Genomic DNA, 14,316 nt, shown 5'->3' on the forward strand with positions numbered 1-14,316 from the left:
TCATGACCAGCCCCACCCCGGCCAGGACCACAACCGCCAGGATCTGCCCGAACTGCGACGGCTTCGCCTCCGCCGCCGTCACCGTCGGCGGCCGCGATCGGCACGGCCACCTGCGCACCATCACCGCGCACTGCCCGGCCTGCAACGGCCTCGGCATCACCCGCACCCGCCTTACGCGGGAGGGTGCCCGTGCCTGACCAGTTGCTCGACCCGACCACCCTCGGCGACCTGCTGAGGGTGGCTTCGGCATCCGACTTCGACCGCTGGCAGGACCAGATCCGCCGTACCGGCGGCTGCGCCGACCCGATCCACCTGCGCGGCTGGGTCCTGCACAAGGACAAGACGACCGGCGAGACCCTGCACCACTACTCCACCGAGACCGAGCCCGGCGGACGCCTCCGCGTCGCCTGCGGCAACCGCCGCGCCTCCCGCTGCCCGGCCTGCGCCTGGACCTACGCCGGAGACACCTACCACCTCATCCGCGCCGGACTCGCCGGAGACACGGACAAGGACATCCCGGCCGCTGTCCGCGACCACCCGAGGGTCTTCGCCACCTTCACCGCGCCCTCGTTTGGCCCGGTCCACAACCGGCCCGACCGGGGTACCTGCCGCTGCGGCACCCGCCACGCGACCGATGACTCCGCCCTCGGTACGGCCCTGGACCCGATCACGTATGACTACGCGGGCGCCGTCCTCTTCAACAACCACGCAGGCGATCTCTGGCAGCGCTTCACCACCCGCCTACGTCGCGAGATCGCCGCCCGCGCCGGACTCACCCGCCGCGAACTCCCCAACCACGTACGCCTCTCATACGGCAAGGTCGCCGAGTTCCAGAAACGCGGCGCCCTCCACTTCCATGCCGTGATCCGCCTCGACGGCCCGGAGGGACCCGACACCCCACCACCCCCCTGGGCCACGGTCGACCTCCTGACCGACGCCATCCGCGCCGCCGCGACGCACTCGTACACCTCGGTCTCAGTCCCGGCCGCCGACGACCAACCGGCTCGCACCTTCCGCTGGGGCACACAGCTCGACGTCCGCCCCGTGAAGGCCTTCGGCGATGGCTCCGACATCACCGAACAGGCCGTTGCCTCGTACGTCGCCAAGTACGCCACCAAGGCCGCTGAGAGCACCGGCACCCTCGACCGCCGAATCGGCGAACTCTCCGAACTCGACCGCTACCAGGTCCCCGACCACACCCGCCGCCTGATCGAAGCGTGCAAGGCACTCGATCCGCTCTACCCGGACCGGCGGCTGTGGGCCTGGGCACACATGCTCGGCTTCCGCGGCCACTTCTCCTCGAAGTCCCGCCGCTACTCGACCACCCTCGGGGAGCTCCGCCAGGCACGCGCCGACTACCGCGCCGCCCAAGAACGCGCAGCCCTCGGCTTGGACGACCGCGAGCCGGACACCGTCCTCGTCCTGGCCGACTGGCAGTACGCCGGACACGGCCACACCCCCGGTGAATCCGCGCTCGCGTCCACCATCCGCCGGCATATCGAGCTCAACCGCGAAACCGCCCGCGAAGCCCTGCTCAGTGAAGGGAGCACAACATGACCACCGCCGTCCGATCACGGAACATGCTCACCCTCGCCGAGGTCTGCGAGGAACTGGGCATCTCGCGCTCGACCTTCTACGACTGGCGTGCCAAGCGGCGTGCACCTCGCTGCATCAAGCTCCCGAACGGCGACCTGAGGATCCGGCGGACCGAGCTCGACAACTGGCTCGACGACCGGGAGGACGTCGCCTGATGGAGACGACCTACGACGTCAAGGTCTACAAGATCCTCACGTACAAGGGGGCTCGAAAGACCACGTACACGGTGCGCTGGGTAGTCGCTGGCAAGCGCTGGCGGGAGCCGTTCGACACGATCGCGCTCGCCGAGGGCTTCCGCTCCGGACTGATCCAAGCCACCGGTAAGGGCGAGGCGTTCGTCATTGCGACGGGGCTGCCTGTGTCCCATCGCACCAAGTCGGCGGCTATGAGTTGGTACAAGTTCGCCGTTGAGTACGTGGACGCCCGGTGGCCTCAACTTGGGGGCAACAGCCGCAAGAACACTGCCAAGACCCTTACGGCAACCACTCTCGCCCTGCTCCGCACACGGCCCACCCAGTTTGATCCAGTGGCTGTACGGACTGCTCTGCGCGAGTGGGCGTTCAACGCCAGTCGTCGATCGAAAGCACCGCGGGACGTGGTGACCATCCTCAGATGGGTTGAGCGGAACTCCCTTCCGGTCTCGGCCTGGGAGGACCCCGAGAAGGTCGACGACGTTCTACAGGCCATCGACACCCGGCTCGACGGCAAGCAGGCGGCCGCCTGGTCCCGCAAGCGGCATCGGCGGATCCTCAACGTCGTCATGAAGTACGCCATCCGGCGGCGGATCCTGCGGACCAACCCTCTTCCCAAGGGCAAGGACGCCACGACTGTCGTCAAGACGACCAACGCCGTGGACAAGCGCTGCTTGCTGAACCCCGACCAGGCGGCGGCGCTCCTCGACTGGATCCGCCGGCGGCCCCGTGGTGGCAAGCGGCTGCATGCCTTCTTCGCCACGCTGTACTACTGCGGACCGCGCCCCGAAGAGGCGGTCGCCATGCGCGTAGGGGACGTGAGCCTGCCCGACGTCGATGCCGACGACCAGTGGTGCGAACTGATGATTCACACCGCGACTCCGGAAGTCGGCAAGCAGTGGACCGACACCGGCGAGATTCACGAGCAGCGTGACCTCAAGGGCCGCGCCGAAGGGGACACGCGCACCGTGCCGGGGCATCCCGCTCTGACTCGCATCCTGCGGCAGCACATCGAAGACGAAGAGCTCAAGCCCGGTGACCTGTTGTTCCAGGGGGAGAACGGCGGCATCCTCGCGGGCTCGGTCATCCGCCGGGCCTGGCGCAGCGCTCGCCTGGCGGTACTGCCTCCGCACGTCTTCGACTCGCCGACCGGGAAGCGCGTGTACGACAACCGGCACACCCGCTTGACCAAGTGGCTGAACGACGGAATCCCGCCCGCTCAGGTGGCCGAGTGGGCCGGGAACAGCGTGCCTGTGCTGCTCGCCACCTATGCCCGGTGCGTCGACGGGCAACTGCCGGACCTGAAGAGGCGGCTTGAAGCTGCCGGGGATCTCCCCGACGTGTCCGGCGCTGGCTGATCCGCGGCCGAGAACTTCGACACGTATTCGACACAGCGACCCGCAGAAACCCGGTGACAGCCGGACAGCCCCGGAGTCCTCCCATGATCGGTAGGGGAGGGACCGGGGCTTCGTCGCACCCGGCGACACTCGCTCTGACCAGCAAAAACGCCCTCCCGAAGGAGGGCGGAGAGAGGGCGCCCCCGGCAGGACTCGAACCTGCGGCCAAGCGCTTAGAAGGCGCCTGCTCTATCCACTGAGCTACGGGGGCCGGGTGTGGTGGCCTCTGTCTTGGGTGCCCGGGTGTGGGCCGATCCGTGACGTTGCCGGGGACAAGGATAGGGCTCCCGCATCCTGGTCCCTGTTGCTTCGCCTCCGTGGCTCGATGTGGAGGTTCGGTGAAGCGGTCCTGATAATCGCAGGCAGGTACGAATCGTGCACCGCTTTTGGCGTCTTGCGCATCGGGTGTTGTCCACTCGTTATGCCTGGACTGTGCCTGCGTCCCAGTCGTCCCTTCCGTCCGTTGTGTTCTGTCGGCGCGCAGACATGCTCATATGCTTCAGAAATCCCCCAAAATTGGGCATTCTTCGCATGTGGTGACCTTGGACGTACGGCCTCAGCTGCTTGACGCACTCTCCGCACTGCGCGACCGTGTCGCCGCCGCACGCTTCCCGCTGCCCCTGGCGGGGGCCCCACGCGCGCGTGCCAACCGCGACGAACTGCTCGCCCAGCTCGACGACTACTTGGTGCCCCGGTTGAGAGAGCCCGAAGCGCCCTTGCTGGCGGTCATCGGCGGTTCCACCGGGGCCGGGAAATCGACGTTGATCAACTCCCTGGTGGGGCGGCGGGTGAGTGAGGCGGGCGTGCTGCGGCCGACCACACGGACCCCGGTGCTGGTGTGCCATCCGGAGGACCATCACTGGTTCAGCGGGATGAGGGTGCTGCCCGACCTCACGCGCGTGTGGGTGCCCGAACAGGATCAGGCGGAGGAGCTCCTGCTGCCCGGCGAGGACCCCTCGCGCGTGCTGCGGGTCCAGACCGCCGACACCCTGCCGCCCGGCCTCGCCCTCCTCGACGCGCCCGACATCGACTGCCTCGTCGCCGACAACCGGGTCCTCGCCGCCGAGCTGATCTGCGCGGCCGACATCTGGGTCATGGTCACCACGGCCGCCCGGTACGCCGACGCCGTCCCCTGGCATCTGCTGCGCACCGCCAAGGAGTACGACGTCACCCTCGTCACCGTCCTCGACCGGGTGCCCCACCAGGTCGTCTCCGAGGTGTCGCGGCAGTACGGGGCGCTCCTCACCAAGGCCGGGCTCGGCGACGTACCCCGCTTCACCGTGCCCGAGCTGCCCGAGTCCGCCTGGGGCGGCGGGCTGCTGCCGGCCACCGCCGTGGCGCCGCTGCGGACCTGGCTCCTCCAGCAGGCGCAGGACCCGGCGGCCCGGCAGCACGCCCTGGCCCGTACGGCGTACGGCATCCTCGACTCGCTCAAGGCCCGGCTGCCCGAGCTGGCCGGCGCCGCCGCCGCACAGTACGCGGCCGCGCTCAGGCTCACCTCCGCCGTCGACGGGGCGTACGACAGCGAGTACGCGCGCGTACGGGGCCGTCTGCAGGCCGGCGCCGTGCTCGCCGGTGACGCCCTGAAGCGCTGGCGGGCCTTCCCGCTCGACTGCACCGCCGCGGAGCTCCTCGACGCGCTCGTGGAGAGCCTGGGCGCGCTCCTGCTGTGCGCCGTCACCGCCGCCGACGAGCGCGTCGACGAGGCCTGGCGGCGGGAGCCGGCGGCGGACGCCCCGGAGCTGACCGGCCGAGATCCCTACCCGGAGAGCGCCGAGCACCGCATCGGGGTGGCCGTACGGCGGTGGCGGCGGGAGCTGGAGGAGTACGCCGAGGAGGAGGTGCGCTACCTCGACCGGAACGTCGTACCCGACTCCGAGGCGGTCGCCGCTCTCGTCGCCACCGCGCTGCTGGGCGGGCGCCGGGCGCGGTCGGCCGGCGAAGGGCTCGCCGAGCGGATCGGTGCGCACGGCGCGCTGCGGCTGCGCGACCGGGGCGGGCGGCTGCTCGCCGACCACCTGGACCGGGTCATGCACAACGAACGCGAACGTCGCCTCGCCCCGCTCGACGCCCTCGAAGTCCACGCGGAGCCCCAGGCCGAACTCATCGCCGCGCTGTCCGTACTGCAGAAGGAGAGGTGACCGGTGACCGCCGTCACGGACCAGGACCACACGGACCAGGACCACACGGACCAGGACGAGCGTCCTGAAGACATCGTCCCCGCGCAGGGTGTCGCCGGTGGTGACGGTCCTGAAGCCATCGAGGAAGTCGGCGCGCACGAGGAGCTTGAGGAGCCTGAGGTGACCGAGGTACCCGAGGTACCGGAGAACCGTGCGGAGGATCACCACACACGTGAGGTTGACGTGACGGACGCGGGGGACAGCGACCGCCCCGCGCGCGCGAAGGACGGCGATGAGTGCCACGCGCGCGTGCAGAGCGATGACCGCCCAGCGCGCGCGCAGAAGGACGACCGCCACACGCGCGTGCAGAACGAGGACGCCTCCGGTCGCACGAACGCTCCTGCTCGTTCGGACGTTCCTGCTCGTTCGGACGTTCCTGCTCGTTCGGACACTTCTGCTCGTTCGGACACTTCTGCTCCTACGGAGTCCCCCGGTCGTACAGACCCCGAGGACACCTGGGACGACGGGTTGATCGCGCGCAGGGCCACCGAGGAGACCGCCGCGCAGCACGTCGCCGTCGTGGAGACCAGGACGGGCGGTGCGCAGGTCGTCCTCCCGCTCGCGTACGACGGGCCGCTGCGGTCACGTCTCGACGCGCTGCGCGAGCTGGTGGGGCTCTCCCGCACCCGGCTCGACAGCAGGTCGCTCGCCGAGGCCGGCCGGGTCCTGGACGAGGCGGCGGCGCGGCGCAGGCTCTCCGGGCAGCACACGGTCGTCGCGATCGCCGGCGCGACCGGCAGCGGCAAGTCGCAGCTGTTCAACGCGCTCGCCGGAGTGGCGATCTCGGAGACGGGCGTACGACGGCCGACCACCGCGGCGCCCATCGCGTGCAGCTGGAGCGACGGGGCGGCGACCCTTATCGACCGGCTCGGCATCCCGGGGCGGCTGCGGAGGCGCCCGATGCAGAGCCCCGAGGCGGAGGCGGAACTGCGCGGGCTCGTCCTGGTCGACCTGCCCGACCACGACTCGGCCGCCGTACAGCACCGTGAGCAGGTGGACCGCGTCCTGGCGCTGGTCGACGCCGTCATCTGGGTCGTCGACCCGGAGAAGTACGCCGATGCCGTCCTGCACGAGCGCTATCTGCGGCCCATGGCGGGACACGCGGAGGTCATGTTCATCGTCCTGAACCAGATCGACCGGCTGCCCGGGGAGGCCACCGAGCAGGTGCTCGACGACCTGCGGCGGCTGCTCGACGAGGACGGGATCGCGCTCGGCGAGCACGGCGAACCGGGCGCCACCGTGCTCGCGCTGTCCGCGCTCACGGGAGACGGGGTCGGTGAGTTGCACGAGGCGCTCGCCCAGTTCGTGGCGGAGCGCGGGGCGGCGGCGCGCCGGATCTCGGCCGATGTGGACAACGCCGCGTGGCGGCTGCGGCCCCTCTACGCCACGGGGCGCCGCACCGGCCTCAGCGAGGAGGCGCGGGACGAGTTCGGCGCGCGGCTCGCGGACGCGGTGGGAGCCACCGCGGCGGGCGAGGCGGCCGAGAGGGCGTGGCTGCGCAACGCCAACCGTGCGTGCGGGACGCCCTGGCTGCGGCTGTGGCGGTGGTACCAGGACCGGTGCGAACCGCTCACGGGTCGGTTGCCGTTGCGGGCCCAGGCGGACGAGGAGGCCACGGCCCGCCAGCGTGTCGAGCAGGCGGTGCGGACGCTGTCCGACCGGGCCTCGGCGGGGCTGCCCGCGCCGTGGGCACAGGCGGTGCGGGAGGCGGCCGTACGCGGCTCGCAGGGGCTGCCCGAGGCGCTGGACGAGCTGGCCGCGCGGGCGGGACTGCCGCCGGGGCGGCCGCCGCGGCCGGGCTGGTGGCCGGCGGCCGTCCTCGCCCAGGCCTCCATGACGATCCTTCAGGTCATCGGCGGGCTGTGGCTGTTGGGGCAGATCATCGGGGTCATGTCACCCAACCTGGGAGTGCCGGTGCTGCTGATGTTGGCCGGGATCTGCGGTGGGCCGCTCGTCGAGTGGAGCTGCCGGATGGCGGCGCGCGGACCGGCCCGGCGCTACGGACTGGAGGCGGAGCGGCGGCTCAGAGAGGCGGCCGCCGGGTGCGGACGGGCACGGGTGCTGGACCCGGTGGCGGCGGAGCTGCTGCGGTACCGGGAGGTGCGGGAGCAGTACGGGCGGGTCGTGGGGGCGGGGGCGAGGTGATCCGGGGCTGGGTTCACTCGTCGGGGTGACGGAGTTTTCCACAGGCAGGCGGTGGTCCACAGCGCTCAGCGGGCTCGGCCCGGCGGAGGCAGTCTGGCTTCGCGGCGATCGCGACGGAGGCGGTCGTCACGGTGACGACAGCGGGCGTGCGGCTCGCGGTCGGCACGGCAGACGCAGCCGTACGGGAGGGGCCCGTACGCGTATCCGCCGGGCGTGAGCGCTCGGGTGAGGGAGGGGTTCGCGATGAACGAGACGAACGTCTGTGTGGTGGGCAACGTGGCGACGCGGCCGGTGTACCGGGAGCTGGCGTCGGGAGCGTCGGCACGCTTCCGGCTGGCGGTGACGTCGCGCTACTGGGACCGGGAGAAGAGCACGTGGACGGACGGGCACACCAACTTCTTCACGGTGTGGGCCAACCGGCAGCTCGCCACGAACGCGTCGGCATCGCTCGAAGTGGGCCAACCCGTGATCGTGCAGGGCAGGTTGAAGGTGCGCTCGGACGTCCGCGAGGGACAGAGCTGGACCTCGGCGGACATCGACGCGGTGGCCATCGGCCACGATCTCGCGCGGGGTACGTCGGCCTTCCTGCGTTCGGGCAGGCCGGAGACGCAGACGGCCGGCTCGCCGCAACAGCCCGAGCCCACCTGGGAGACGCCGCCCGCGGAGACACCGACCGAAGAGGCGGACGCTCAACAGGCGCAGGAGGCAGTTGCGGTGACGTGACGTCAGGCACTGGCAGCCGGAGCTGAGCGAAGTGCCTGAAGTGCGGCTTATCGGCGAATGCGTTCCGAACGACCCCGGTGGATTTGTCGATAAGCCCTGCTCGCGGGCGATCTTGGCGATAACGATTCCGAGTCGGATCGGTCGACCGGCGGGATCACTGGGAACCGTGGTGCGCCACGTCCCTAGGATGCCCAGCGTGGCCCGTGGGGCCTGAAGATTCTGCTGGTGGGACCGTGCCCCCACGTCAACGGGTCCTGCTCGAAGGGGAATTCTGTGTTTACTGCGTTCTCGGCGTTCTCCGCGTTCTCTGCGCTGTCGGTGCGCAGGCGAGGGGCGGCCCGCCTCGCCACCGCGACGTTGGTGTCCGGGCTCGTCGCCGCCGGTGCGCTGGCCGGTGCCGGGGCGGCCGCCGCGGACGAGACGGCGCAGAACCAGGGCGGCGCGATCGCCACCGTGAGTGGCCTGAAGACCTACGGCGACGCCGTGATACACGGCGCCGCCGGGGACCTGAAGGTGCCGGCGGGCCTGTTCGAGATGTCCGTCGAGGGCGGCGGCACCCTCCAGACGTACTGCGTCGACCTCCAGAACCCCACGCAGCGGGACGCCAAGTACCACGAGACGGCGTGGAGCGGCACCTCGCTCGGCGTCAACAAGGACGCGGGCAAGATCCGTTGGATCCTGCAGAACTCCTATCCGCAGGTCAACGATCTCGCGGCGCTGGCCGACGCGGCGGGCGTGGGCAGTGGGCTCACCGAGCAGGACGCGGCGGCCGGCACCCAGGTGGCCATCTGGCGCTACTCGGACGGGGCGGACGTCGACGCCGCCGACCCGCAGGCCGAGAAGCTCGCGGACTACCTGGAGAAGAGCGCCCGCGACCTGGCCGAGCCCGAGGCGTCCCTGACCCTGGACCCGCCCGCGGTCTCCGGTCGCCCCGGCGAGCGGCTCGGCCCGGTGACGGTGCGCACCAACGCCGACAGCGTGACGGTGACGCCGCCGGCGGACGCCGCCACGACCGGGGTACGGATCGTCGACAAGGAGGGCAAGGCCCTCACGTCCGCGGCCCATGGCAGCCAGGTGTTCTTCGAGGTGCCCGAGGACGCGGCGGCCGGCTCGGCCGACCTGACCGTGCAGGCGTCCACGACCGTGCCGGTCGGCCGCGCCCTCGCCTCCGAGGGCCGCAGCCAGACGCAGATCCTGGCCGGCTCCAGCGAGTCGACCGTCTCGGCGACGGCGAGCGCGACCTGGGCGAAGGAGGGCGCGATACCAGCGCTGTCCGCGGTGAAGAACTGCGCCAAGGGCGGCCTGGACATCACCGCGGCCAACGAGGGCGACGAGGTGTTCACCTTCGCGCTGCTGGGCGTCGAGCACAGCATCGCGGCGGGCGAGTCACGGACGGTGACGATCCCGCTCCAAGAGGACCAGGCGTACGACTTCACGATCTCGGTGCCGGGCGCCTTCGAGAAGCGGTTCACCGGCGTCCTCGACTGCCGGACGCAGGGCAGCGAAGCCGGCGACTCGCCTCAGACGCTCAGCGAGCCGAGCCCCGCCACGGTGGGCAGCCCCGCCACCGACGTGAACCTCGCCGCAACCGGCGGCTCCAGCGCGACCCCGATCATCGCGGGCGTCGCCATCGCCCTGGTCGTGATCGGCGGCGCGGCCCTGGTCGTCGTCCGCAGGAAGAACGCCGACGCGTGACCGAACAGCGAGTGGTACGGCTCCTTGGCAACTCAACAGAGAGTGACTTAAAGGTGACTCTTGATCATACCTCTCACTGAGCCGCACCGGCCAGCAGCCAGCGTCGTACGGGGACTTCGAGCAGGACCCGGTCGTCGCCGGGTCTGTGCGGGGCGGAGACATCCCACCCGTACGTCGCGGCAAAGGCACCACAGCCAGACGTTCCTCTCCCGGGCCAGCCGGTCGCGAACAGTGGCCTCGGGCAGAGGTGCGGGATCACTCATGCCCCCGTCATGGGACCAGGCCGAGCCCCCAGGTCCCGGGCCCTCGGCTGAACGGGTTTCCTTCGAGGGGTGGCAGTCAGGCAAGATGGGTTGTATCTGCCCACTGCCAGATTTCAAGCTGCCGGACGGTTTCTCTTGGCTGAGTTCATTTACACCATGCGCAAGGCGCGCAAAGCGCACGGCGACAAGGTGATCCTCGACGACGTCACCCTGAGCTTCTATCCGGGTGCGAAGATCGGCGTCGTCGGCCCGAACGGTGCCGGTAAGTCGACCGTTCTGAAGATCATGGCGGGGCTGGAGCAGCCGTCGAACGGGGACGCTTTCCTGTCGCCCGGCTACAGCGTGGGCATCCTGCTGCAGGAGCCCCCGCTGAGCGAGGAGAAGACCGTCCTGGAGAACGTCCAGGAGGGTGTCGCCGAGATCAAGGGCAAGCTCGACCGGTTCAACGAGATCGCCGAGCTGATGGCCACCGATTACTCGGACGCACTGCTGGAGGAGATGGGCAAGCTCCAGGAGGAGCTCGACCACGCCGAGGCCTGGGACCTCGACGCCCAGCTGGAGCAGGCCATGGACGCGCTCGGGTGCCCGCCCGGTGACTGGCCCGTCACCAACCTCTCCGGTGGTGAGCGCCGCCGCGTCGCGCTGTGCAAGCTGCTGCTGGAGCAGCCCGACCTGCTGCTGCTCGACGAGCCCACCAACCACCTCGACGCCGAGTCCGTGAACTGGCTGGAGCAGCACCTGGCCAAGTACCCGGGCACCGTCGTGGCCGTGACCCACGACCGGTACTTCCTCGACAACGTCGCCGGCTGGATCTGCGAGGTCGACCGTGGCCGCCTCCACGGCTACGAGGGCAACTACTCCAGGTACCTGGAGACCAAGGCCGCCCGCCTCAAGGTCGAGGGCCAGAAGGACGCCAAGCGGCAGAAGCGTCTGAGGGAAGAGCTCGAGTGGGTGCGCTCCAACGCCAAGGGGCGGCAGGCCAAGTCCAAGGCGCGCCTCGCCCGGTACGAGGAGATGGCGGCCGAGGCCGACAAGATGCGGAAGCTGGACTTCGAGGAGATCCAGATCCCGCCGGGGCCGCGGCTGGGCAGCATCGTTGTCGAGGTCAACAACCTCACCAAGGGCTTCGGTGAGAAGGTCCTGATCGACGACCTGAGCTTCACGCTGCCGCGCAACGGCATCGTCGGCGTCATCGGCCCCAACGGTGCCGGCAAGACGACCCTCTTCAAGATGATCCAGGGTCTGGAAGAGCCCGACTCCGGCACCATCAAGGTCGGCGACACCGTCAAGATCTCCTACGTCGACCAGAGCCGCGAGAACATCGACCCGAAGAAGACCCTGTGGGCCGTGGTCTCGGACGAGCTCGACTACATCAACGTCGGGCAGGTGGAGATGCCCTCGCGGGCCTATGTCTCCGCCTTCGGCTTCAAGGGCCCGGACCAGCAGAAGCCGGCCGGCGTCCTGTCCGGCGGTGAGCGCAACCGCCTCAACCTGGCGCTCACCCTCAAGCTGGGCGGCAACCTGCTGCTCCTCGACGAGCCGACCAACGACCTGGACGTCGAGACGCTGTCCAGCCTCGAGAACGCTCTGCTGGAGTTTCCCGGGTGCGCCGTGGTCGTCTCCCACGACCGGTGGTTCCTCGACCGTGTCGCCACGCACATCCTCGCCTACGAGGGCGAGTCCAAGTGGTTCTGGTTCGAGGGCAACTTCGAGTCGTACGAGAAGAACAAGATCGAGCGGCTCGGGCCGGACGCCGCGCGTCCGCACCGCGCCACCTACAAGAAGCTGACCCGGGGCTGATCTTGCGGCACCTCTACCGCTGCCCGCTGCGCTGGGCGGACATGGACGCATACGGCCACGTCAACAACGTGGTCTTCCTCCGCTACCTGGAGGAAGCCCGTATCGACTTCCTGTTCCGCCCGGACAAGGATTTCCAGCAGGGGTCCGTGGTGGCGCGCCACGAGATCGACTACAAGCGGCAGCTCGTCCACCGGCACACACCCGTGGACATCGAGCTGTGGGTCACGCGGATCAGGGCGGCCTCCTTCACGCTCACCTACGAGGTCAAGGACCCGGACCAGGTCTACGTCCGGGCCTCGACGGTGATCGTGCCGTTCGACTTCGAGTCGCAGCGCCCGCGCCGGATCACGGCGGAGGAACGCGAGTTCCTGGAGGAATACATGGACGACGTGACCGACGCGGCCGGCGGGGCCGACCACTCCGACGAGGAGGAGGCCACCGCCGCATGACGGTCCTCCACCTCGCGGACGAGGGGGAGGCGGCGGATCTCGCGGCCTTCCTCTCCCGGCTGCTCCATTACGACCGTGGGGCCGCGGTGCGCCTCCAGGCGGCCGGCACCGCGCTCGCCGTCTTCGGACGGCCGCCGTCCTTCGAGGTGCTGGCGATCCGCGCGGTACGGCTCGCCAAGCCGTACGAGAACGGGCTGGACGTCACGCTGGATGTGACCGTGTCCGCGGGGGAGCTGTTGGAGTCCGTCGACGAGGCGGCGGGTACGGCCGTCGTCCCCTCCGCGGTCACCGGGCCGCCGTGGGCCGGGGTGCTGCCGCCGCGCGGTGGCTGGCGACCCGAGCCCGGACTGCCGGCGCCGGACGCGCTGCGTGCGATGGTCGCCGCGGCGGTCGGTGAATTCCGGTCCCGTACACAGGAGTTGGCGCCCGAGCAGCGTACGAGGGCCGAACTCGACCGGGTCGGGCGGGAGATCTGGTCCCGGACGGTGGGGGACACCGCGCTGCCGGTCCGGGCCGTGCACGCGGCCCAGTCCCTGGGGTTCCTGGGCGTGGCGGGGGCCGTGCGCGAGGAGGAGCTGGGGCTCTTCTCGTCGGGGGCGTGGCTGAGGTTGCGGACGCCGTACGGGTCGATCGCCGTACGGCGAGGGGGGCTCGGGGCGTTGGGCGTCAGCGTGCGCTGAGCCCTTTGGGGCGGCCGGCGGTTGTCGCCGGTCAGTCCGGTTCGCTGTCGTCGGGCCAGACGCCGATGTGGTCGGTTTCCAGTTCCAGGGCCACACGGTCGCGCATGCCCAGCGCGCGGGTGTAGTCGGCGGGGAGCTGGAGGCGGCCCGCGCGGTCGAGCATGGCGTACTCACGAGCCACCACCGTCTCGTGGCCGGTCGTCGCGTCGACCTCGCTTCGGCGCAGGACCTCCGTGGAGGTGCGGCCGTCGCGGATGGCCACCGTGCGGCGGACCTCGCCGGCCACCGCGTGGTCGTGCGTGACGATGACGATGGTCGTGCCCAGCTGCTCGTTCGCGGTGCGGAAGGCGGCGAAGACCTGTTCCGCGGTGTGGGAGTCGAGTTCGCCGGTGGGTTCGTCGGCGAGCAGGACCGCGGGGTTGTTGGCGAGGGCCACGGCGATGGCGACGCGTTGTTGCTGACCGCCGGACATCTGGTGGGGGCGGCGGTCGCGGCAGTCTCCCACCTCCAGCAACTCCAGGAGTTCCAGGGCGCGTTCGGCGTGGGTGTGGCGGGCCTCGCGGGTGCGGGCGCTGGTGCGGGTTCGGCCGGAGAGCTGCATCGGGAGGGCGATGTTCTGGGCGGCGGTCAGGTAGGGGAGGAGGTTGCGGGCGGTCTGCTGCCAGACGAAGCCGACGACTTCGCGGCGGTAGGCGAGGCGGTCCTTGGCGGTCATCGTGAGCAGGTCGCGGCCGGCGACGCGGGCGGCGCCGGCGGTGGGGGTGTCGAGGCCGGCGAGGATGTTCATGAGCGTGGACTTGCCGCTGCCGGAGGCGCCGACGAGGGCCATGAGCTCGCCCTCTCGGACGAGGAGGTCGAGGCCTTGGAGGGCTTGGACTTCTATGCCGTCCGTGGTGAAGATGCGGACGAGGCGGTCGCAGGTGATGAGGGCGTCGTGGCCGTAGGTGGGGCGAGTGCGGTGTTCTGTGGCTCGTTGGGCCAGGTCGGTGAGGGTGGGGTTGGCTGTCATCTGGGGGCTCCTGAGCGGGGGTCGTTTGACAGTGGCCCGGGGTGGGGGCTGGGCGGGGGTTGGTCGCGCGGCCCGGCGCTACGGGGTGCCGCCTGCGCCCACCCGTGCCGCCCTGGGCGGCACGAATGCCCGCAGCTTGACGGGTGGGCGGGGTGGCACCCGCAGCCTGACGGCCGGCGGTGGCATCG

Annotated in this window: 12 protein-coding genes and 1 tRNA gene; 11 read left to right on the forward strand and 2 right to left on the reverse strand. The window is 70.6% G+C overall.

Annotation, left to right across the window (positions count from 1 at the left end; translation table 11 throughout):
* Positions 1-2 precede the first annotated feature (2 nt).
* Genes ABT063_RS08480 through ABT063_RS08495 form a run of 4 tightly spaced genes read left to right on the forward strand, consistent with a single transcriptional unit; the run spans position 3 to position 3,145 of the window.
* Entirely contained in the window at positions 3-197 is a 195-nt protein-coding gene (locus tag ABT063_RS08480; RefSeq protein WP_351056430.1) for a hypothetical protein, read from the forward strand.
* The gene (gene repSA, locus ABT063_RS08485) at positions 190-1,557 is read left to right on the forward strand and encodes a replication initiator protein RepSA (protein WP_351056431.1); all 1,368 of its coding nucleotides are present in this window, start codon (positions 190-192) and stop codon (positions 1,555-1,557) included. The genes ABT063_RS08480 and repSA overlap by 8 nt, the downstream gene beginning before the upstream one ends.
* Positions 1,554-1,751, forward strand: coding sequence for a helix-turn-helix transcriptional regulator (locus tag ABT063_RS08490; RefSeq protein ID WP_351056432.1), 198 nt, complete (start codon positions 1,554-1,556; stop codon positions 1,749-1,751). Before repSA ends, ABT063_RS08490 begins: the two co-directional genes overlap by 4 nt.
* On the forward strand, positions 1,751-3,145 hold the full coding sequence (locus tag ABT063_RS08495; protein ID WP_351056433.1) for a tyrosine-type recombinase/integrase: 1,395 nt from the start codon (positions 1,751-1,753) through the stop codon (positions 3,143-3,145). Before ABT063_RS08490 ends, ABT063_RS08495 begins: the two co-directional genes overlap by 1 nt.
* A 177-nt stretch (positions 3,146-3,322) precedes the next feature.
* On the opposite strand, the gene ABT063_RS08500 is transcribed toward ABT063_RS08495, so the two are convergent.
* A tRNA-Arg gene (locus ABT063_RS08500) sits at positions 3,323-3,395 on the reverse strand.
* Positions 3,396-3,717: 322 nt separating this feature from the next.
* Between ABT063_RS08500 and ABT063_RS08505 the strand changes: the two genes are divergently transcribed.
* From ABT063_RS08505 to ABT063_RS08535, 7 genes are all read left to right on the forward strand, one after another.
* Positions 3,718-5,325 carry a dynamin family protein gene (locus tag ABT063_RS08505; RefSeq protein WP_351056434.1) on the forward strand — a complete coding sequence of 536 codons (1,608 nt, stop codon included), beginning with the start codon at positions 3,718-3,720 and terminating at the stop codon, positions 5,323-5,325.
* Between the two features lie 3 nt (positions 5,326-5,328).
* Positions 5,329-7,509 carry a GTPase gene (locus ABT063_RS08510; RefSeq protein ID WP_351056435.1) on the forward strand — a complete coding sequence of 727 codons (2,181 nt, stop codon included), beginning with the start codon at positions 5,329-5,331 and terminating at the stop codon, positions 7,507-7,509.
* A 243-nt stretch (positions 7,510-7,752) separates the two neighbouring features.
* Complete coding sequence (locus ABT063_RS08515; RefSeq protein WP_351056436.1) at positions 7,753-8,232, forward strand: single-stranded DNA-binding protein; 480 nt, start codon at positions 7,753-7,755, stop codon at positions 8,230-8,232.
* A gap of 273 nt (positions 8,233-8,505) precedes the next feature.
* Positions 8,506-9,927, forward strand: coding sequence for a Cys-Gln thioester bond-forming surface protein (locus ABT063_RS08520; protein WP_351056437.1), 1,422 nt, complete (start codon positions 8,506-8,508; stop codon positions 9,925-9,927).
* A 398-nt stretch (positions 9,928-10,325) separates the two neighbouring features.
* Positions 10,326-11,990, forward strand: coding sequence for an energy-dependent translational throttle protein EttA (gene ettA, locus ABT063_RS08525; RefSeq protein WP_351056438.1), 1,665 nt, complete (start codon positions 10,326-10,328; stop codon positions 11,988-11,990).
* A 2-nt stretch (positions 11,991-11,992) separates the two neighbouring features.
* On the forward strand, positions 11,993-12,439 hold the full coding sequence (locus ABT063_RS08530) for an acyl-CoA thioesterase (protein WP_351056439.1): 447 nt from the start codon (positions 11,993-11,995) through the stop codon (positions 12,437-12,439).
* The gene (locus ABT063_RS08535; RefSeq protein WP_351056440.1) at positions 12,436-13,119 is read left to right on the forward strand and encodes a DUF8185 domain-containing protein; all 684 of its coding nucleotides are present in this window, start codon (positions 12,436-12,438) and stop codon (positions 13,117-13,119) included. Before ABT063_RS08530 ends, ABT063_RS08535 begins: the two co-directional genes overlap by 4 nt.
* A 31-nt stretch (positions 13,120-13,150) precedes the next feature.
* Here the strand turns inward: ABT063_RS08535 and ABT063_RS08540 are convergent, their stop codons facing one another.
* Positions 13,151-14,128: an ABC transporter ATP-binding protein gene (locus tag ABT063_RS08540; RefSeq protein ID WP_351056441.1), complete on the reverse strand. Its 978-nt coding sequence runs from the start codon at positions 14,126-14,128 to the stop codon at positions 13,151-13,153.
* Between the last annotated feature and the right edge of the window lie 188 nt (positions 14,129-14,316).

Origin of the sequence: Streptomyces sp. NPDC002838, assembly GCF_040295365.1 — a bacterium.
Taxonomy (GTDB): Bacteria; Actinomycetota; Actinomycetes; order Streptomycetales; family Streptomycetaceae; genus Streptomyces.

What these genes read in the sequence shown, in the direction of transcription:
- ABT063_RS08480 (WP_351056430.1), top strand. Translation starts at nt 3, where the DNA reads ATGACCAGCCCCACCCCGGCCAGGACCACAACCGCCAGGATCTGCCCG.
- ABT063_RS08490 (WP_351056432.1), top strand. Translation starts at nt 1,554, where the DNA reads ATGACCACCGCCGTCCGATCACGGAACATGCTCACCCTCGCCGAGGTC.
- ABT063_RS08495 (WP_351056433.1), top strand. Translation starts at nt 1,751, where the DNA reads ATGGAGACGACCTACGACGTCAAGGTCTACAAGATCCTCACGTACAAG.
- ABT063_RS08515 (WP_351056436.1), top strand. Translation starts at nt 7,753, where the DNA reads ATGAACGAGACGAACGTCTGTGTGGTGGGCAACGTGGCGACGCGGCCG.
- ABT063_RS08535 (WP_351056440.1), top strand. Translation starts at nt 12,436, where the DNA reads ATGACGGTCCTCCACCTCGCGGACGAGGGGGAGGCGGCGGATCTCGCG.
- ABT063_RS08540 (WP_351056441.1), bottom strand. Translation starts at nt 14,128, where the DNA reads ATGACAGCCAACCCCACCCTCACCGACCTGGCCCAACGAGCCACAGAA.